The sequence below is a fragment of the Hymenobacter glaciei genome, from assembly GCF_039539585.1.
GTDB classification, from domain to species: domain Bacteria; phylum Bacteroidota; class Bacteroidia; order Cytophagales; family Hymenobacteraceae; genus Hymenobacter; species Hymenobacter glaciei.
Map to the genome: position 1 here is coordinate 91962 of NZ_BAABDK010000016.1, position 21061 is coordinate 113022.

Sequence of the window (21061 nt, forward strand, 5' to 3'; positions counted from 1 at the left end):
GCTATGTTGTTGCCAGTGGCTTACCTTGTTGGTTCAAACCAATTTTCACCTACTTTTTTCTGCTGATGATTCAATTCTTTACCGGGGCTGGCCAGCGGCCGGGAATGATTTTAGCGGCTGCTTTTCTGGTCCTTGCGCTGCTTCCCGGCACAAGCCGCGCCCAAATGGCCCCAGTCGTTACCGCGCCGCTCGATGTGGCCGCCGTGGATGCCGTGGTGGCCCGCACCCTCAAGGGGTTCAACGTGCCGGGCATTGCCGTAGCCGTGGTGAAGGACGGGCAGGTAGTAATGGCCAAGGGCTACGGCGTGAGTTCGCTGGCTACCAAATCCCCGATGGACGCCAACACCTTGTTTGGCATCGCCTCCAACACCAAGGCGTTCACAGCTGCCGCGCTGGGGCTGCTGGTGGATGAAGGCAAGTTGCGCTGGGACGACAAGGTGACCGACTACATCCCGGAGTTCCGGATGTACGACCCCTACGTGACGGCCGAGTTCACGGTGCGCGACCTGCTGACGCACCGCAGCGGCCTGGGCCTGGGGGCGGGGGATTTGATGATGTTCCCCGACTCCAGCAACTTCACCGTCAAGGATGTAATTCACAACCTGCGCTATTTCAAGCCCGTGTCGTCGTTCCGCAGCAAGTTCGACTACGACAACAACCTGTACATCGTGGCCGGCGAAGTCGTTACGCGCATTGCGGGCCAGCCCTGGGCCGATTTTGTGGAAGCTCGCCTAGTTAAGCCACTGGGCATGATGCGTACCGCGACTGATTTCTCGCGCCTGCCCGACCCCACCAACGTCATTGACGCGCACGGCCCGGTAGATGGAAAGGTGCAGGTTATCCAGCGCACCCGCAGCCCGTTCTCCGCGCCGTGCGGTGGCATGTACAGCAGCGTGAACGACCTGAGCAAGTGGGCCCTAATGCTACTGGGCGGGCCGGGTGCCCCCACGCCCCTGCTGAAACCCCAAACGCAGTGGGAAATCTGGTCGCCCCAGACCATTCTGCCGGTGAGACACGGCCAGTCGCCCTATAACACGCACTTCGCGGCCTATGGGCTGGGCTGGTTTCTCAACGATGCGCGCGGATACAAAATGGTGTCGCACACCGGCGGCGAAATTGGCATGGTAACCCAGGTACAGCTGGTACCAGAGCTTCACTTAGGCATCATCGTGCTCACCAATCAGGAAGACGGCCTGGCGTTTACGGCCGTAGCGTCCCACATCCTCGACCACTACCTGGGCGTTACTGACCAGGACCGGGTGCAGCAGATGCTGGGCTACCGTCAGGCAGCGGCCGGCGAGTCGGATAAAGTATTGGCCGCTGCCTGGAAACAGGTAGCCCTGGCCCAGAAAGCTGCGCCCAAAAAACCCGACTACAGCGCCTACGTGGGCCGCTACCACGATGCCTGGCTGGGCGATGTGAACGTATATCTGCAGAACAACCAGCTGTGGCTGCGGGCCGTGCGCGCCCCGCGCTTAATAGGCCAGGTACTACCCTACCGCGGCAACACATTCGCCGTGCGCTGGAAAGCTCGCAGCTTAAATGCCGACGCCTTCGCCACGTTCAGCCTCGACGACCAGGGCCGCGCTTCGGGCCTGAAAATGAAGCCTATCTCGCCCGCTACCGACTTCAGCTACGACTTCCAGGACCTGGATTTGCAGCGGGTGCCGGAAACGACAGCCGCCATCAAGTAACGCCGGCCCGGACATCGGCCATTTTGCGGACCTTGCGGGCTGCTTCTGCTGCGCTGCACCCGTTGCCGTGCGGCCGGCTGGCCTGGCTGAACGCTCCCGCCTGCCAGCAGGATGATTTTGTACCTATTGCTTAACTACTGATGAAACTTCGCTACCTGCCCGTACTGGCGCTGGCCGCTTCCAGCTTCTCGCCAGCTGCCCGGCCCGCTCCCGCGCCCAGCCCCGACGTCCGGTTCAACGCCTTCAAAAACCAGTTTCTGCTGGCCTTGTGGCGCCAGGAGCCGGAACTGGCGGCCGCCAAAGGCTACCACAAGTACGACTCGCTGCTTGTAATACCGAACGCGGCCCAACGGCAACGGAACGCCACGTTTGCCCAAACCAACCTGGCGACGCTGGGCACGTTTGACCTGGCCCGCCTTTCGCCCGGCAACCAGATTGACCTGCGCCTGCTGCGCAACGAGCTGCGCGCCCGACGCTGGTACGCCGACACCCTGAAAGCCTGGCAGTGGAACCCGGCCACCTACAACCTGGGCGCCAACGTAGGCCCCCTGCTCAATGGCCGCTATTACCGCCTGGACCGGCGCCTGCGCAACATCTCCGACAAAATCAGCCACGCCGCCGATTATTACGCCGCCGCCCGCGCCAACATCAGTGCCCCTACCAAGGAGCACACCGAGCTTGCCGTGCAACAATTGGCCGGCGGACTGGCCGTGTTTGGCCCGGCCCTGGCCGACTCGGTGCAGAAGTCGGGGCTGAGTGCCGCGGAAAAACAGACCTTCACGGCCCGCATTTCCGCCACCCGGCAGGCCATGCAAGGGTATCTGGATTTTCTGAAAAACGACGTGTTGCCGGCGGGTAAATTCCGCTCGTTCCGCATCGGCAAGAAATTGTACGACCAGAAGTTTACCTACGACATCCAGTCCCGGTTCACGGCCGACCAAGTGTACCAGCAAGCTCTCCGGCACAAGGCCGAGCTGTTGCACGACATGGGCCGGCGCGCCGCGCGCCTCTATTCCAAATACGTGCCCGGCCAGGCTGCGCCCGCCGACACGCTGGCCCTGATTACGGCCGTCATCAACCAGCTCACCCTGAAGCACACCACGCGCGACGGTTTCGTGGCGGCCGTGAGGGCCCAGATTCCGACGCTCGTGGCGTTTGTGAACGAACACAAGCTGCTGACCCAGGACCCCAGCCAGCCGCTGATTGTGCGCGAGACGCCGCTTTACATGCGCGGCAGCGGAGCCGGCGCCAGCGTGTCGGCCCCCGGGCCCTATGAAAAAGGCGCCAATACCTACTACAACGTCGAGCCGATTCCGGCCGAGTGGACGGCTGCCCAGGCCGAAAGCTACCTGCGCGAGTACAACGACTACACCCTGCAGATTCTTAACATCCACGAAGCCATTCCGGGCCACTATACCCAACGAGTATACGGCAACCGTTCACCGTCGCTGGTGAAAAGCATTTTCAGCAACGGGGCCATGGCGGAGGGTTGGGCCGTGTACGCCGAGCGCATGATGCTGGAAAACGGCTACGGCAATAATTCCGACGAAATGTGGCTGCTCTGGGACAAATGGAATATGCGCGTGACGCTGAACACCGTCGTCGACCACGCCATTCAGGTCGACAACATGGGCGAAACCGATGTGGTGACCCTGCTGCAGCGCGAGGGTTTCCAGGAAGAGTCCGAAGCCCGCAATAAGTGGCGGCGCGCCCGGCTTAGCCAGGTACAGCTCAGCAGCTACTTCGCTGGCTTCACCGAGATTATGGCCCTGCGCGAGGAAATGAAAAAGAAACAAGGCCAAGCCTTTGCCATAAAATCTTTCAACGAACAGTTTCTCAGCTACGGCAACGCCCCCGTGAAATATATCCGCGAGTTGATGCTGGCGCCGGCCCCGGCGAAGCCCTAAGCCGCCCGTGTTACCTTCACGCCGCAGCACTTCTCACTAGCTTTTTATTTTATGCCATTCCCTTATTTGAGGTCCAACCGGCTGGCCGGCTTCACGGCCATGCTCGGCCTGGCCGTCGCCCTGCTTCCCGCTCCCACCATGGCTCAGACTCCTGCTCCCGCCGCATCGGCCGCGGCCCGCGCCAACCAGCCGGCGCTGCTTGCGCCCTGGGGCGGCCCCCACGGCGGCGTGCCGGCGTTTGATAAGGTGCGCGTGGCCGATTTCAAGCCCGCGCTGGAAGCGGCGATGACCGAAAACCTGGCCGAAATCAATGCCATTGCCAGCAACCCGGCGGCTCCCAACTTCGAAAACACCATTGCCGCCATGGAACGCAGCGGCGGGGCCCTCGACCGCGTGCAGGCCGTGTACGGCGTCTGGAAAACGACGCTGAACGACCCGACTTTCTCGGCGGTGGAGCGCGAAATGGCCCCCAAGATGGCCGCCTTCAACGACCAGATTACGCAGAACCCGGCCCTGTTCAAGCGCATTGAAGCGGTGTATAACGCACCGGCTACCAAGAAGCTGACGGCCGAGCAGCAGCGGCTGGTGGAAGTCAACTACAAGCAGTTTGTTCGGGCCGGGGCCAAGCTCGATGCCCCGGCCAAGGCCCGGGTTTCGGCCATCAATCAGCAGCTGGCGGGGCTGTTCACGAAGTTCTCGCAGAACGTGCTAGCCGACGAGGCCGACTCGGTGCTGGTACTGAAAACGCAGAAGGACCTGGAGGGCCTGCCGGCCTCGCTGGTGGATGCGGCCAAAACCACGGCTACCATTCGCAACTCGGGCGTGGGCGTGATTACCAACACCCGCTCCAGCATCGACCCGTTTCTGACCTACTCGACCCAGCGCAAGCTGCGCGAGAAGGCCTGGCGCATGTTCACGAACCGCGGCGACAACGGCGGCGCGCACGACAACAACGCCACCATTACCCAGATTCTGCAGCTGCGGGCCGAGCGCGCCAAGCTGCTGGGCTACGCCACGCATGCCCACCTGCGCCTGGATAACACCATGGCCAAAACGCCCGAAGCCCCCATGCAGCTGATGGAGCAGGTATGGAAGCCCGCCGTGGCCCGCGAGCACGAGGAAGTGGCCGACATGCTGGCCCTGGCCAAAAAGGAAGGTGCACCCGCCAATTTCAAGATTGAGCCCTGGGACTACCGCTACTACGCCGAGAAGGTGCGCAAGGCTCGCTACGACCTCGACCAAAACGAGGTGAAGCAGTACCTGCAGCTGGACAAGATGCGCGAGGGCATGTTTTGGGTGGCCGGCGAGCTGTTCAACTTCACCTTCGTGCCCGTAACCGACGTGCCCGTGTACCACCCCGACGTGAAGGTGTGGCAGGTGAACGACAAAACCAGCGGCAAGCAAATCGGCCTCTGGTACTTCGACCCCTACGCCCGCGCCGGCAAAAATTCGGGCGCCTGGATGAACGCCTACCGCAACCAGGAGCGCCTGGACGGCAAGGCCGTGACCACCATCGTGTCGAACAACTCCAACTTCGTGAAGGGCAAAGCCGGCGAGCCCGTGCTCATCTCCTGGACCGACGCCACCACCCTGTTCCACGAGTTTGGCCACGCCCTGCACGGGCTGTCGAGCAACGTAACGTACCCCAGCCTGTCGGGCACCAGCGTGGTGCGCGACTACGTGGAATTCCCCTCGCAGCTGCTCGAGAACTGGCTGGACACGCCCGAGGTGCTCAGCAAGTACGCCCTGCACTACCAGACCGGCCAGCCCATCCCGCAGGCGCTGGTCGACCGCATCAACAAGGCCAGCTCGTTCAACGAAGGCTTCGCGACCACCGAGTTTCTGGCCAGCGCGCTGATTGATATGAAGCTGCACCTGGCGGGTGCGCAAAAAATTGACCCCGACAAGTTCGAACGCGAAACGCTGGCCGGAATGGGCATGCCGCGCGAGCTGGCGATGCGTCACCGCACGCCGCAGTTCTCGCACGTTTTCTCTTCGGATGGCTACTCGGCGGGCTACTACTCCTACCTGTGGTCGGTGGTGCTGGCGGCCGATGCCTTCAGCGCCTTCACCGAGGCCGGCGGCCCCTACGACAAGGCCGTGGCCGCGCGCCTGCGCAACCACGTGTTCACGGTAGGCAACACCGTAGACCCAGCCGCCGGCTACCGCGCCTTTCGCGGCCGCGACCCCAAAATCAACGCCCTGATGAAGCAGCGCAACTTCCCGCTGACAGCGGCGAAGACCACGCCGGGAAAAGCTTCGGGCAAAAGCAAAGCAACCAAGAAAAGCAAGTAGCGTCCTTACCGGTAGTGTCAATGTAATGTGAGGAAAGCCCCGTCATCGGGGCTTTCTTTTTGCCCGTTTGCGAGCATCATTAACGCAGTACCTTCGGCAGGCAAACCAATTTGTTTAAAAGAATTACGTGCGAAAACTTGTACTGCAAACGCTGACGGCGGGTTCGCTGCTGGCTACTTTCCTGCTTACCTCCGCGTCAGCTTTTGGCCGGGCCGGGTGGGGGTATGCTGGGGCCTTGCTACTCGTGTTGGGCACTGCGCTGGGCGCGCGGGCGCAAAGCCTGGACGTGGCGGGCGGCTCCCTAAGCCCGGCTGCTACGACGGTGACGGCCGGCAGAAATTCCGGCACCCTTTCGTTGCAGGGGGTTTCTGGCACCGTCCTCATGTACCAGGCCGATACCGGCGTCGGCTTCGAGTACGCGGGTGGCCCCGGCCGGACTTATACCTTTCGTGACCTGCGCACCACCACCCGCTTTCGGGCCGTTGTGCAAACGGCTATTGATGCGGTTGTTACTTCAAGCGTGGCTGTTGTGACAGTAGTGGAGGCAGTAGTGGAGGCGCCGGTGGCCGTGGTGGATTCAGCAACTGAGCGAGTCAATCAATTAGCCATTGAAAAACGGCGGGCCGGTTATGCGCCGGCGGTATCCCTGAAATTCTCCCCCCTGGCCACCCAGGACCCCATCACCAGTGCGCTGCTGTTGGGGGTGGAGTACCGCCCCTCGGCGCGCTACGGCGTGGAGGGCAGCTACGGGCAGCAGTTCACGGGCCTGCGCATCACCACCTTGGGGTTGCTGTATGGCCGCTATGACTTTGCGTACCGCAAGCTTAAGCTGGAAGTGCGCCGCTACCTGGTTCCGCGCCTCAAACACAAGAACCAGGAAACCTACCTGGGCGTGCAGGTTTTCTATACGCCGCAACGCTACACGCGCTACGCCGATAACTACTTCCACGATTTAGAATACTACACCTACGACCGTAATTTCGTCACCAAGGATGTTTTTGGCTTGGGCATGAAGGCCGGCTCTGTGTGGCACCTGGGGGAGCGGTGGCAGATAGAAGCAGGCCTCGGGCTGGGCGGCCGCTACGTAACTACCCAGTACGATTTGCTGAACGAGCGGCGGGTAGTAAACTTTCTTACCAAGAAACAAGAGCCCTTGAATCAAATCGAGGAGCCGGGCTCCAAGGGCAGTATCGATGTGGAACTGGTGTTCAAAGTGGGTTACGTTTTTCCGTTTCATCGTGATTAGCGCCAGTCGCTGCCTTCAGCGGCCGAACGGCGGCGCTTGCCGAATGCATTGCTTCGGCTGCTTCGACAAGCGGATGGCAGATGAGCACGATGTTCTTTTTATAGCCTGGCCATTTCAGGCGTACTTGTGCATTCAACCTCCCACCCGCTCTTCACCTTCATGAAAAGAAAACTGTTACTGCAGACCCTGACCGCAGCGGCGCTACTGGCCGCCCACGCGCCCATGCCGGCCCTGGCGCAACCAGGCAAACCCGCCGCAAAAACGACTGCAGCTCCCGCCTCGGCGCCGCTGGCGAAGCTGCTGGCGGCCTACTGGGACGAGCAGGCCCGGCTGTATCCGCTCGGGGCTACGGCGCAGGGCGACAACCGCTACAACGACCTGCTGCCCAACGACCAGACCCAGGCTCACCGCCAGCAGCAGCGGGCATTTTACCAGAAATACCAAACCCAGCTGCGCAAAACCGACCGCAAGCAGCTCAGTGCCAACGACCAGACCAGCTACGACATTCTCGACTACGACCTGGGCATGAGCCTGGCCGGGCTGCAGCGCAATAGTTGGATGATGCCGTTTTCGCAGAACGGCGGCTTGCCCAGCACCCTGGGCCAGTTGGGGGCCGGCACCGGTAGCCAGCCCTTCAAAACCGAGCAGGACTACGCGAACTGGCTGCGCCGGGTCGCCGCCTTCCCGGTCTGGGCCGACTCGGCCATCGCCAACTTCCGGCGCGGCATGCGGGCCGGCGTGGTGCTGCCTAAAGCCTTGGTGGTGAAAATGATTCCGCAGCTTGAATCCTTCGTTACCGACGATGCCACCAAGAGTTTGTTCTACGGCCCGGTGGCAAAATTCCCGGCCGGAGTGCCCGCGAGCGCGCAGCAGGCACTGGTTGCTAATTACCGCCAAGCCATCACGACGCAGCTGGTGCCCACTTACCGCAAGCTGGCTGAGTTTCTCAAAACGGAGTATTTGCCCCAGGCCCGCGCCAGCAGCGGCATTGAGGCGGTGCCGGGGGGCGCGGAGATGTACGCCTACGCCGTGCGCAACTACACCACCACCGCCCTCACGCCCGCGCAAATCCATCAGACCGGCTTGGCGGAAGTGGCGCGCATCCGCACCGAGATGGAGCAGCTCAAGCAGCAGGTGGGCTTCAAGGGCGACTTGCTGGCTTTCTTCGAGCACCTGCGCACTGCCCCCCAATTCAAGCCGTTCAAAACGCCCGAAGAAGTGCTGACGGTGTACCGCGGGGTGCTGGCCCGCATAGCGCCCAACCTGCCCAAGCTGTTTGGGCACACGCCCAAAACGGGGTTTGAAGTTCGCCGCATCGAGGCCTTCCGCGAAGCCTCAGCCTCGGCCCAATACAGCCGGGGCGCGCCGGATGGCTCGCGGCCGGGCATCTTCTACGTGCCGATTCCCGATGCCACCCAGTACAACCTGACGCGGGGCATGGACGCCCTGTTTCTGCACGAAGCCATTCCGGGCCACCACTACCAGATTGCCTTGCAGCAGGAAAACACCGCCCTGCCGGCTTTCCGCCGCTTCAGCGGCTACAGCGCCTACACCGAGGGCTGGGGCCTTTATGCCGAGAGCCTGGGCGCGGAGCTGGGCGTGTACACCGACCCCTACCAGCGTATCGGGGCCCTGAACACCGAAATCCACCGGGCCCTGCGCCTGGTGGTAGATACCGGCCTGCACACCGGCGAGCTCACCCGCGAGCAGGCCGTCCGGTACCTGATGGACAACGAGCCCATCGACGAGCAGCGGGCCACGGCTGAGGTGGAGCGCTACATGGCCAGCCCCGGCCAGGCGCTGAGCTACAAAGTGGGCCAGTTGAAAATTAGCGGGCTGCGGGCGAAGTACGAAAAGCAGCTGGGCAAGAAATTCGACCTGCGCGCTTTTCACGACGAGCTGCTGGCCGGCGGTGCCATGCCCCTGGCCGTGCTGGAGCGCAAGATGGACGCCTGGGCCGCCCGCCAGCGCTAAATCGACGCTTGATGTAGAGACGCATATTTGCGTCTCGTCGTTGAACCAAAAAGCGGCATTCATTCGACGACGAGACGCAAATATGCGTCTCTACATCGTTTTTATGGCCTTCCACCACAACTCAAATAGCTTCTAAGTGCAGTTGCTCATTTAACCCAACTTCTTCCCGACCTTCCATGAAAAACCTGCTTCTGCAAACGCTGGCCGCCACCGCCCTGCTGGCCGCCGCTACGCCCACCGCCGCCCAGGCGCAGAAAGCCCCACCGGCTGCGAAGGCCGCCAGCCCGAAAGCAACAGCGGCCGCTTCGGCTCCGCTGGCGGCGCTGTTTGATGCCTATTGGGAAGAGCAAGCCAAGCTGTTTCCGCTGGAGGCCACGGCCCAAGGCGACAACCGCTACAACGACCAGCTGCCCAACGACCAGACCCAGGCCTTTCGGGAACAGGCCCGGACGTTTTACCAGAAATACCAAACCCAGCTGCGCAAAACCGACCGCAAGCAGCTCAACGCCACCGACCAGACCAGCTACGACATGCTCGCCTACTTGCTGGACCTGCGGCTAGCGGGCTACGCGCTCAACAGCTGGATGATACCCTTCACCCAGTTTGCCAGCCTGCACACCTCGCTGGTGCAGCTGGGCGCGGGCACCGGCGCGCAGCCCTTCAAAACGGTGGCCGACTACGACAACTGGCTGGGTCGGGTACGGGGTTTTCCGGTGTGGGCTGATTCGGCCATCGGCAACTTCCGGCGCGGCATGCGGGCCGGCGTGGTGCTGCCCCACGTGCTGGTGCCCAAAATGGTAAGCCAGCTGCGCGCCGTGGCCGGGGCCGAACCGGCAAAAAGCCTGTTTTATGGGCCGGTGGCGACCTTCCCGGCCGGCTTCTCGGCGCCTGACAAAGCCCGCCTCACGCCCCTGTTTGAAGCGGCCATCCGCAGCGACGTGATGGCCCCCTACCAGAAGCTGGCCGACTTTCTCGAAACCGAGTACCTGCCGCAGGCCCGCGCCAGCAGTGGCATTGGGGCGCTGCCGCAGGGTGCCGCCCGCTACGCCTATGCCGTGTTAGCAAGCACCACCACCACCCGCACCCCGGAGCAGATTTACCAGACCGGCCTGGCCGAAGTGGCGCGCATCACGGCCGAGATGGAGCGCGTGAAAGCGAAAACCGGCTTCGCCGGCGACCTGAAAGCCTACTTCGCTTTCGTCAACACCGACCCCAAGTTTCGCCCCTTTAAAACCGAAAAGGAAGTGCTCGATGCGTTCCGAGCCATTCAATCGCGCATTACACCGGCCCTGCCGAAACTGTTCAGCCGCACCCCCAAAACGGCTTTCGAGGTGCGGGCCACCGAAGCGTTTCGGGCCGCTTCGGCCTCGGCCCAGTACAACCGCGGCACTGCCGACGGCTCGCGGCCGGGCATTTTCTATGTTCCGATTCTCGACCCGCTCCAGTTCAATACCGTGGCCAACCCGGCTATGGAAACCCTGTTTTTGCACGAGGCCATTCCGGGCCACCACTACCAGGTTTCGCTGCAGCAGGAAAACACCGCCCTGCCCAAGTTCCGCCGCTTCGGCGGCTATACTGTATTCAATGAGGGCTGGGCCCTCTACACCGAAAGCCTGGGTCCCGAACTTGGCGTGTTCAAAGACACAAACCAGCTGATGGGCCACTTAGGGGCCGAGATTCACCGGGCCCTGCGCCTGGTGGTGGACGTGGGCCTGCACACGGGCAAGCTCACCCGCGAGCAGGCCATTGCCTACATGCAGGCCAACGAGGCCATTAGCGAGCAGGGCGCCACGGCCGAGGTAGAGCGCTATATGGCCAACCCTGGCCAAGCCCTGGCCTACAAAACCGGCCAGCTAAAAATTCGCGAGTTGCGCACCCGCTACGAAAAGCAGCTCGGCCCGAAGTTCGACCTGCGCGCGTTCCACGACGAGATTCTGGCCGGCGGCTCGATGCCCCTGGCCGTGCTCGAACGGCGCATGGACGCTTGGGCCGCCCGCCAGCGGTAGGGCCGTTTCAGAATCGTTGTATAGTAGCGCGGACTTTCAATCCGCGAAGCAGCCAGCCAACTCGCGAACTGAAAGTTCGCGCTACTGTACAGCAACTCCGCAACTACCCTAGCCTCGCCCAAACCGCACTACCTTTCGCTCCCCAATTATTCAGTACTTCCGTTTTCTCGCTAAACTCTATGCACAAGCACGTACCGGCCCTGTTTGCGGCCGCGACCTTTTTTGTTTCGACGGCTGCCTCGGCCCAGCAGCGGCCCGTGCTCACGGCCGACGACTATGCCCGCGCCGAGCGCGCCATGAGCTACAACACCCAGGCGCTGGTCGACCACAGCGCCGCCCAGCCGCACTGGTTGCTCAACGACCGGTTCTGGTACCGCGTGATGACGGCCCAGGGCAGCGAGTTCATCCTCGTGGACCCGGCCCGTAAAACCCGCACCGCGGCGTTCGACCACACCAAGCTGGCGGCGGCTCTTTCGGCTGCAGCCGGCAAAACCTATGAGGCGGGCCGGCTGCCTTTCCGCAGCATCACGTTTGCGCCCGATGAAAAGAGTATTGCTTTCGCGGCGAGCGGCAAAAACTGGAAATACGACCTAGCCAGCGGCCAGGTAAGCGCCGACGCTGAGCCGGCCGCCACGCCAAACTCCAACGCCGAGAACGAAATCGAGTCGCCCAACGGCCAGCTGGCCGCCTACATCAAGGACTACAACCTGTGGGTGCGCGACACCAAAACCAACCAAACCACGCAGCTGACCACCGACGGCGCCAAGGACTACGGCTACGCCACCGACAACGCCGGCTGGACCCACAGCGACAAGCCGATTTTGCGCTGGTCGCCGGACTCGCGCAAAATCGCCACCTTCCGGCAGGACCAGCGCAACGTGGGCGACATGTACCTCGTGACCACCAACGTGGGCGCACCCAAACTCAAGAGCTGGAAGTACCCGCTGCCCGGCGACAAGGACATTGCCACCATCGAGCGGGTAATCATTGAAGTGAACAGCCCGAAAGTGGTGCGCTTCCAGATGGCACCCGACCCGCACCGTGGCTCGCTCTCGGACGACATTTCGAGCAGCGGCACATTTGATGACGTGGACTGGAGCGCCGATGGCAGCCAACTGGCGTTTGTATCGACTTCGCGCGACCACAAGGAGGAGAAAATGCGGGTGGCCGACGCCGCAACCGGCGCGGTGCGCGACGTATTTTCCGAAACTGTGGCCACGCAGTACGAATCGGGCCAGGGCGCGATTAACTGGCGCTACCTACCCAAAAGCAAAGAAGTTATTTGGTATTCGGAGCGCGACAACTTCGGCCACCTGTATCTGTATGACGCCACAAACGGCAAGGTAAAGCGCCAGATTACCAAGGGCAACTTCGTGGTGACGCAGCTGCTGCGCGTGGATGAGCAGAAGCACCAGCTTTACTTCCTGGCCGACGGCCGCGAGCCGGACAACCCCTACTTCACGCACCTCTACCGCGTGGGGCTCGACGGCAAAAACCTCACCTTGCTCACGCCCGAAGCCGGCAACCACACCGCCACGCTCTCGCCCTCGGGCCGCTACGTACTCGACACCTACTCGCAACCCGACAAGCCTGGCGCGACGGTACTGCGCGGCACCGACGGCAAGCTGATTTCGACGCTGGAAAAGACGGACATTTCCCGCCTCACGGCTACTGGCTGGAAGGCGCCTACTCCCATCACGGTGAAAGCCCAGGATGGAAAAGACGACCTGTACGGCCTGATGTTCACGCCGTCGAACCTCGACCCCAACAAGAAGTACCCGATTATCAACTACATCTACCCCGGGCCGCAGGGCGGTGGCGTGGGCAACTGGTCGTTTTCGGCGGCGCGGGGCGACAACCAAGCGCTGGCCGAGCTGGGCTTTGTGGTGGTGGTGATTGAGGGGAGCTGCAACCCGTTGCGCTCCAAGAGCTACCACGATGCGTGCTACGGCAACATGGCCGAAAACACGCTCTCGGACCAGGTAACCGGCATGCGGCAGCTGGCGCAGAAGTACGCCTACATCGACCTGGACCGGGCCGGTATCTGGGGGCACTCGGGGGGAGGATACGCCACGGCGGCGGCTATGTTCCGCTACCCGGACTTCTTCAAAGTAGGCATTTCGGAATCGGGCAACCACGAAAACCGCAACTATGAGGATGACTGGGCTGAGCGCTACCTCGGCCTACTCAAAACCAACGCCGACGGCACCACCAACTACGACAACCAAGCCAACGCCACCTTCGCCAAAAACCTCAAAGGCAAACTGATGCTGGCCCACGGCCTGATGGACGACAACGTGCCGCCCGCCAACACGCTGCTGGTAGTCGAAGCCCTCACCAAAGCCAACAAGAGCTACGACTTGGTGCTGTTCCCCAACGCCGCCCACGGCTACGGCACTTACTCTCCATACATGACGCGCCGCCGCTGGGACTACTTCGTGCAACACCTGGCCGGCGCCGAGCCCCCGCACGACTACCAGATGCAGCCGAAACCCGACCCGCGCAACGCGGTACAGTAAGCGAGAAACGAGAAAAAGGAACGTCATGCTGAGCGCAGTCGAAGCATCTCTACCGCGTAACTAACCCTTTTAACTGGGTTTACTATTGCGGTAGAGATGCTTCGACATGCTCAGCATGACGTTCTCTTTTGCCCCATTCCCATCCCAACCTACCTATCCCGCCGGGGCGGTCCAGCGCCGCAGGAACTCCTGGCGGAAGGCTGCCCCCAGCGGCAACTTCTGGCCCGCCACCGTGAGCACATTGCCTTCCAGGCGCTCGACCAGGCGCAGGGGCACGGCGTAGGACTTGTGCACCTGCATGAAATCGGCGGCCGGCAACTGGCTGAGCAGGTGGCGGAAGGAATCGTTGACTACCAGGCGGCCGGTAGCAGTTTGCACCTTCACGTAATTGCCGTACGCTTCAAGCCAACGGATATCGGCCGGCAGCACGCGGTGGGTGGTGGTGCCGTCGCGCAGCAGCAGCGCCGCTGCCGGAGCGGAGGCGGCAGGTAATGCGGTAGTCGTGGGCACCGACGGAGATGCCACGGAGGCCACGGTGGGCAGCTTCGCCACCGCTCTGAGGAAGCGCGGCAGGCTGACGGGTTTCAGCAGGTAGTCGACCACGCCGAAATCGTAGCTTTCGAGGGCAAATTCGCTGTAGGCGGTGGTGAGGATGGTGTGGGGCGGCCGCGGCAAGGCGCGCAGCAGCTCCAAGCCGGTCATTTCGGGCATGTTGAGGTCGAGCAGCAGCACCTCGACTGGGTTTTGGTGCAGAAAGGAAAGGGCTTCGAGGGCGGTGTAGCACTGGCCCACGAGCTGCAGATGCGCTACGCGGGCGATGTAGGCTTTCAGCACATCATGGGCCAGGGGTTCATCGTCGACAATTAATACCCGCAAGGGGGCAGCCGGCTGGCTCATAAATCAATGGTTAAGTCGGTCTGAAATTCGGTTTCGGTGGGGGCGGCGCGCAAATAGTGGCGGCCAGGATAGAGCAGCGCCAGGCGCTGGGTGGTGTTGGGCAGGCCGGTGCCAGTGCCCCCTTCGGCCTGGGAGGCCGGCGGCAGGGCGTTGCGGATGCTGAGGCTGAGGCGCGGCCCGGCCAACCCAATGCGCAGGTGCACGAAGCTGCCGCTGGCCCGCCGCGTGCCGTAGGTGAAGGCGTTTTCGACCAGCGCCAGCAGCAGCAGCGGCGCGATGGTGCGGCCGGCAGCCTCTTCTTCAGTCGGCAATGCTACCTGCACCGGGCAGCGTGGGCCGAGGCGCATTTCCTGCAACTGGGCGTAGCTGCGCAGGTAGTCGAGCTCTTCGGCCAGCGGCACCTGGGCGCGGAGGGTGCTTTCGAGCTGGTAGCGCATGAGTTGGGCCAGGGCCAGCAGCAGGTCGGGGGTGCGCGGGCTTTGGGCCAGGCTCAGGGCGTAGAGGCTGTTGAGGGTGTTGAAGAGAAAGTGCGGGTTCACTTGGGCTTCGAGCAGGCGCAGCTGCTGCTCCTGGGCCAGCAGCTGGGTGCGTTGGGCCTGCCGCCGCCCGGTTACGGTCCGCCACATAAACAGGAAGGGCAGCGCCAAGAGCAGCTGGCCGAAAATGTTGCCCCCCGGCATGAACCACGGTGCTTTCGAGGCCCACGCTTCCTGCGGCAGCAGTAGCCAGCCCAGGCCGCGTGCCACCGCGTGCAGCACCAGCACCCAACCCACGAGCGCGCCGAAATAAGCAAAGTAACGGCCCTGGTCGAACAGCCGGGGCACCAGCACGAGGTGGTTGCCATACACGCCCAGTATCCAGGGGAGCAGGGCCACGACCAGCACAGCCAGCATGTGCCCGTTGTAGACGCTGCTTTTCTGGGCGTGGTAAGCCACCACGTAAAGCGCGATAATGGGCAGCCAGGCCAGCCCATCGCGCAGCACGCGCCGGAGCCAGAAGCGGGAAGAAGCAGCAGGGAGCGGAGGCAGCGTCATGGGGCGAAGTGAGAACCTTTTGCCATTGCCGGGCTCACTGGAAACGGCCGGAAAATGAACGTCACGAAGGTAGGCCCTGGCACAACCGGCCCGCAAAACAACCGGACGAACGTGGTTCGTCAGCCCGCAGCCCGCGGATAACCAGTTTTATTAGGCGTTGGACAGGGCTGGTTTCGGGAACGGCGGCTGGGGCGGAGTTTTGCCAGCAGAAATCGCCACCCGGCTTTTCCGCTTCACACCTTCAACTCACCTTTCCAACTCACTTATGAAACGCACCTTTTTCTGCACCGCCGCTTCCCTCCTGCTGGCTTCGGCCGCCGCCGCTCAGGCTCCTTCCGTCGCCGGCCTCTGGCAGGGCGGCATTCAGGTGGCCCCAACCAATGAGCTCAAGGCTTATTTTGACTTGAAAGGCACAGCGCCAGTCCTCACCGGTTCGATGAGCGTGCCCCAGCAAACCGGGAAATCTTTCCCGCTGAGCAGTGTAGTGGTGCGGCACGACAGCCTGCTGCTGGGCGCAGAGGCGCTGCGCGGCCGTTTCGCTGGCAAGCTTTCGGCCGATGGGCAGCAGGTTGCGGGCGTGTGGTACCAGAACGGCGCGCAGCTGCCGCTTACGCTGCGCCGCACCACCGAGCAGGCCAGAGCCGCAGCCGCGCCGCGCCGGCCGCAAACGCCCCAGGCCCCGTTCCCCTACCAAAGCCAGAACCTGACGTTCCCGAATAAGCAAGCCGGCTTCGACCTGGCCGGCACGCTCACACTGCCCACTGGCAAGGGCCCATTTCCGGCCGTGGTGCTCGTGAGCGGCTCGGGCCCGCAGGACCGCAACGAAACCATCCTCGGCCACCAGCCTTTCTTGGTGCTGGCCGATTACCTCACCCGCCGGGGCTTCGCCGTGCTGCGCTACGACGACCGCGGCGTAGGCCAGTCGAAGGGCACATTTAAGGGTACCCTGACCACGGACTTCACCACCGATGCCCAGGCTGCAATGGCCTACCTGCGCACCCGCGCCGACATTCGCCCCCACCAGGTAGCGCTGATGGGCCACAGCGAAGGCGGTGCCATTGTATGGCAGACCGCGGCCCAGCCCGGCGGCCCCGACCTGGCCGTGTCGCTGGCTGGCCCCGGCCTGCCCGGCGATGCCGTGCTGCTGCGTCAGCAAAAGGACATAGCCCGCGCCCAAGGCGCTGATTCGGCCGCCATCGGGGCCAACTTCCGTCTGAACCACGCCTTGTTTGCCGAGTTGCGCCGCCAGCCCGCATCCCTGCCGGCGGTGGAGCTCGCGGCCAAGCTGGCTGCCGTCGCGCAGCAGCAACCTGGCCTCGCGGCGGCCACGGCGCAGCAGCTGGCCGGCATCTATTCTGGCCCTTGGATGCGGGCTTTCCTGACTTCTGAACAGGCCTCGTACCTGGCCAAGGTGAAGTGCCCCGTGCTGGCCCTCAACGGCACCAACGACCTGCAGGTAGCCGCCGATGAAAACCTGCCCGCCATTGCCCGCGGCCTGCAAGCCGCCCGCAACCGCGACGTGACCACCCGTGCCCTGCCCCAACTGAACCATCTCTTTCAGACCGACCCCGCCGCCAAAGCCGACTACGGCAACATCGAAGAAACCTTCGCCCCGGCCGCCCTGCAGATTATCGGCGACTGGCTGAGCGCGCACACCGGCGCGAAGGGTGTGGCCGGCCGGTAACTCGCCGGCCCTTGAACGGAAAGGCTGGTTGAATCAGTGCCTGATAAAGAACGTCATGCTGAGCTTGCCGAAGCATCTCTACCGCAGCAGTAATCCAGTTAATTGGGTTTACTATTGCGGTAGAGATGCTTCGGCAAGCTCAGCATGACGTTCTGTTTTCTTTCGACTTATGACGCCTTCTGCCGCTGCTACTTCGGTTTCGCCTGCCCTAGCCACAACGGCCCGCTTCCCGCGCGCGTTGCCATTCATCATCGGCAGCGAGGTGGCCGAGCGGTTCAGCTATTACGGCATGATGACGATACTGCCCACCTTTCTGGTGGCGCAGTTTTTCAACCCCACGCACAGCGAAGTTCTCACGGCCGGCGCCGAGGCTCGGGCCAATGCGCTGGTGCACTCGTTTTCGGCGCTGGGCTACGCGCTGCCGGTGGTGGGAGCGCTGCTGGCCGACTGGGTGTTGGGCAAGTACCGGGTGATTCTGTACCTCTCGATTCTGTACTGCTTCGGGCACGTCCTGCTGTCGGCTTTCAATGACGATTTGAGGGGGTTTCAGCTGGGGCTGGTGGTGGTGGCCGTGGGCATGGGCGGCATCAAGTCGAGCGTGACGGCCAACCTCGGCGACCAGTTCACGCCGGCCAACGCGGGGCTGCTGCCCAAAGCCTTCGGTTGGTTTCAGATGAGTATTGATGTAGGCGCGGCGCTGGCCACCATCCTCACGCCGCTGCTATACAAGTATTACGGGCCGGCCGTGGCTTTTGGCGTGCCGGGCTTGCTGATGGCTACGGCGGCGCTCACCTTCTGGGCGGGGCGGCGGCGCTACGTGCGGGTGCCGCCCACCGGCCTGCGCGCCGGCCTGCGTCAGACGCTGGGCGCGGGCGAAGACCGGGCCGCTCTGCGCCGCGTGGCCGTGGTATTCGCCTTCGTGCCCGTGCTCTGGATGCTGAACGAGCAAAGCTCCTCGGAATGGGTGCTGCAGGCCACCCACCTCAACCGGGAGCTGTGGCCGGGCTTCACGCCGCTGGCCGAGCAGCTGCAGCTGTCGGGCATTGTGTTCGGCATCGGGCTGAACCCCTTGCTGACCTACGGGCTCTATCCGGCCCTCAGCCGGCGCGGGGTAAAGGTTACGCCGCTGCGGCGCATGGGCACGGGCATGGTCATCGCGGCACTGGGCGTACTCATCGTGGGCGGCATACAAACCCAAGTCGATGCCGGTGGGCACCCTTCGGCCTGGTGGCAGATTCTGGCGTACTGCGTGCTGGTGGGCGGCGTCATCATGGTAGCCATTACGGGGCTGGAATACGCGTACACCCACGCCTCGCGGGCGCTTAAAAGCGTCACCACCTCGCTGTGGGTGCTCACCATCGCAGCGGCCAACTTTGGGCTGAGTTTGCTGAATGGCAGCATTGCCCGGGGCGGCTGGCTGGCCGGGCTGCACGGGGCCAATTTCTACTGGTTTTCAGTGGCCCTGATGGCCGTGAATGTGACGCTGTTTGCCTTGGTGGCGTCGCGGCTGCCCGAAAGAATCTATTTGCAGTCCGAGCCAGAAGCGGCGGCAGAGGTTTAAGTCAGAACGATGTAGAGACGCGACCCTTCGCGTCTCGGCGTTGCACGGCCCATGTGAGTTCTCTTTGTCGACTCCGTTCAACGACGAGACGCAAAGGGTTGCGTCTCTACATCGTTCACTCCCTTGCCCAACGCCCCGGAAACGGTGCGGCATTGCTTTATTACGGCTATGAAATTGGTAACCTTCACGCTGGCGCTGCTCCTCCTGCTCGGCCCCGGCCTCAGCCAGGCCCAGCGCCGGTTCGAGTTGGCCGACATTAGCCGGCTGGTGAACGTGAGCGACCCGCAGCTTTCGCCCGATGGCAAAAGCATACTGGTAGTGGTGTCGGGGCCCAACCTCAGCGCCAACCGGAACGAGGCAGAGGTGGTGCTGGTGGACGTGGCCAGCGGCCGGCAGCGGGTGCTCATCGGCGGGCGGCCCACGGTGAAGCAGCCGCGCTGGTCGCCCACCGGCGACCGGCTGGCTTTTTTGGCGCGTACCGGCACGGGCAAGGTGGCGCATACGCAGCTCTTCATACAAAACCTGGCCTCCGGCGAATTTCGCCAGCTGACCACGGCCAGCGAAAACGTGCAGCTCTATAGCTGGAGCCCCGACGGCACGGCCCTCGCCTACTCGGCTGCCGACGCACCAACCAACGCTGCCGAAGTGGCCCGGGGCAACGACAGCTTCGAGGTAGGCAACGGCAGCATGACCCTGACCGCGCCGCCGACACCCGACCACCTCTGGCTGGTTTCGGCTACCGGCGACGCGCCCGCCCGCCGCCTCACCACCGGCTCGCTCAGCTTACCCGACGATTCTCAGGCCCCTTTTGCCTGGGCGCCCGGTGGCCGCTCGTTGGCCTGCGTGCTGCGCCCCAGCGCCCAGACCGGCGACCAGGAAACCACGGTATACACGCTGGATGTGGCTTCCGGTGCCCTGCGCGAATTGCCCGGCACCCCGCACCGCGTCGACCTGCCCGCCTACTCGCCCGACGGCCGCTGGCTGAGCTACCAGACGCCCCGCGAGCCGCCGTTTTTCGAATCGTTGGAATTTGATGTGGTACCCGCTGCGGGTGGCCCCGCGCGCCACATCTGCCGCCCGCTCGACCGCAACCTGCAGCGCGCCATCTGGAGTCCCGACAGCAAGAGCCTGTTCGTGGGTGGCAACGACGCGGCCACGGTTGCCATTTGGCAATTGGGGCTGAATGGCCGGAGCCAGAAGCTGAACCTGGGCCCGGTGTCGCCCAACGGCAGCTACTGGGTCGAAATGGCGCTTGGTCGCCGCAACGCCGTGGCCCTCACCGCCAACGAGCCGGGCCGGCCAGCCGAGTTATACTACCTGGCCTCACCCGCCGCCGCCCCACGCCGCCTTACCGATTCCAACCACGAAACCGCCGCCCTGGCCCTGGGCCGCATGGAGGCCGTGGAGTGGCTGTCGGACAACCTGCGGCCCAATGGCATCCTGACGTACCCGCCCGGTTTCGACCCGGCCCGGAAATACCCGCTGGTGCTGATGATGCACGGCGGGCCATCCAATGCCTCGCGGGCGGCGTTTTATGGATTGGGGCAGGCGGTGGCTGCACACGGCTACGTCGTGTTTCAGCCCAACTACCGGGGCAGCGACAACCTGGGCTACACCTTCCAGCGGGCCATTCGGGATGATGCGGGGGCCGGGCCGGGGCGCGATGTGCTGGCCGGCATCGCCGAATTGGAGAAGCGCGGCTGGGTCGATACCAGCCGCATTGCGCTGTCGGGCGCTTCGTACGGCGGGTTTATGACGGCGTGGCTGCTGGGCGAGTCGCGCCGCTGGCGCTGCGCGGTAGCGGCCGCCTCGGTGGTTGATTTGCTGGACAGCTACAACCTGAGCGACAACAACGTTGCCAACGCCGGGCACTACGGTCCCTCACCCTGGCTCAGCACCGAAAACCTGGCGCACTACCGCGCGCAGTCGCCGCTGGCGCGGGCCACGCGCTGGCGCACGCCCACGCTCATCCTGCACAACGTGGGCGACTACCGCGTGCCCATCAGCAACTCCTACAAGCTCTACCACGCGCTGCAGGACCAGCACGTGCCGGTGCGCTTCGTGGCGTTTCCCATTGCGGCCCACATTCCCAGCGACCCCGTGCGCAGCGCCGAGTGGAACCGCCTGTGGCTGGACTGGCTCGACCGGTACCTGAAATAGAACGTAGTAGGGGCGGGGCCAGCTCCCACCCAGTTGTTTGCGTCATTACAATGATTTCGTTCACGACGGGCGGGGGCAGGCCCC

Annotated in this window: 12 protein-coding genes; 10 read left to right on the top strand and 2 right to left on the bottom strand. The window is 63.5% G+C overall.

Annotated elements, in window-relative coordinates:
* Nucleotides 1–65 precede the first annotated feature (65 nt).
* From ABD837_RS09335 to ABD837_RS09365, 7 genes are all read left to right on the top strand, one after another.
* A complete protein-coding gene (locus ABD837_RS09335) occupies nt 66–1694 on the top strand; it encodes a serine hydrolase (RefSeq protein ID WP_345053291.1) in 1629 nt (542 codons plus the stop codon).
* 140 nt (nt 1695–1834) lie between these two features.
* Nucleotides 1835–3601, top strand: a complete 1767-nt coding sequence (locus ABD837_RS09340) for a DUF885 domain-containing protein (protein WP_345053294.1) — start codon at nt 1835–1837, stop codon at nt 3599–3601.
* A 51-nt stretch (nt 3602–3652) separates the two neighbouring features.
* Nucleotides 3653–5896 (top strand): M3 family metallopeptidase, encoded by a 2244-nt coding sequence (locus tag ABD837_RS09345; protein WP_345053297.1) that lies wholly within the window; start codon nt 3653–3655, stop codon nt 5894–5896.
* Between the two features lie 127 nt (nt 5897–6023).
* Complete coding sequence (locus ABD837_RS09350; protein WP_345053299.1) at nt 6024–7142, top strand: DUF3575 domain-containing protein; 1119 nt, start codon at nt 6024–6026, stop codon at nt 7140–7142.
* 159 nt (nt 7143–7301) lie between these two features.
* Nucleotides 7302–9116 (top strand): DUF885 domain-containing protein, encoded by a 1815-nt coding sequence (locus ABD837_RS09355; protein ID WP_345053302.1) that lies wholly within the window; start codon nt 7302–7304, stop codon nt 9114–9116.
* Nucleotides 9117–9292: 176 nt separating this feature from the next.
* Nucleotides 9293–11122 (top strand): DUF885 domain-containing protein, encoded by a 1830-nt coding sequence (locus ABD837_RS09360; protein ID WP_345053305.1) that lies wholly within the window; start codon nt 9293–9295, stop codon nt 11120–11122.
* A gap of 179 nt (nt 11123–11301) precedes the next feature.
* Nucleotides 11302–13641 carry a S9 family peptidase gene (locus tag ABD837_RS09365; protein WP_345053307.1) on the top strand — a complete coding sequence of 780 codons (2340 nt, stop codon included), beginning with the start codon at nt 11302–11304 and terminating at the stop codon, nt 13639–13641.
* Nucleotides 13642–13794: 153 nt separating this feature from the next.
* Here the strand turns inward: ABD837_RS09365 and ABD837_RS09370 are convergent, their stop codons facing one another.
* Entirely contained in the window at nt 13795–14538 is a 744-nt protein-coding gene (locus ABD837_RS09370) for a LytR/AlgR family response regulator transcription factor (RefSeq protein ID WP_345053309.1), read from the bottom strand.
* Nucleotides 14535–15572: a sensor histidine kinase gene (locus tag ABD837_RS09375; RefSeq protein WP_345053310.1), complete on the bottom strand. Its 1038-nt coding sequence runs from the start codon at nt 15570–15572 to the stop codon at nt 14535–14537. Before ABD837_RS09375 ends, ABD837_RS09370 begins: the two co-directional genes overlap by 4 nt.
* A 265-nt stretch (nt 15573–15837) precedes the next feature.
* Between ABD837_RS09375 and ABD837_RS09380 the strand changes: the two genes are divergently transcribed.
* From ABD837_RS09380 to ABD837_RS09390, 3 genes are all read left to right on the top strand, one after another.
* Nucleotides 15838–17256, top strand: a complete 1419-nt coding sequence (locus tag ABD837_RS09380) for an alpha/beta hydrolase family protein (RefSeq protein WP_345053313.1) — start codon at nt 15838–15840, stop codon at nt 17254–17256.
* Between the two features lie 169 nt (nt 17257–17425).
* Nucleotides 17426–18817, top strand: a complete 1392-nt coding sequence (locus tag ABD837_RS09385; protein WP_345053315.1) for a POT-type proton-dependent oligopeptide transporter — start codon at nt 17426–17428, stop codon at nt 18815–18817.
* Nucleotides 18818–18985: 168 nt separating this feature from the next.
* Nucleotides 18986–20977 (top strand): S9 family peptidase, encoded by a 1992-nt coding sequence (locus tag ABD837_RS09390; protein WP_345053316.1) that lies wholly within the window; start codon nt 18986–18988, stop codon nt 20975–20977.
* The last annotated feature ends 84 nt before the right edge of the window (nt 20978–21061 follow it).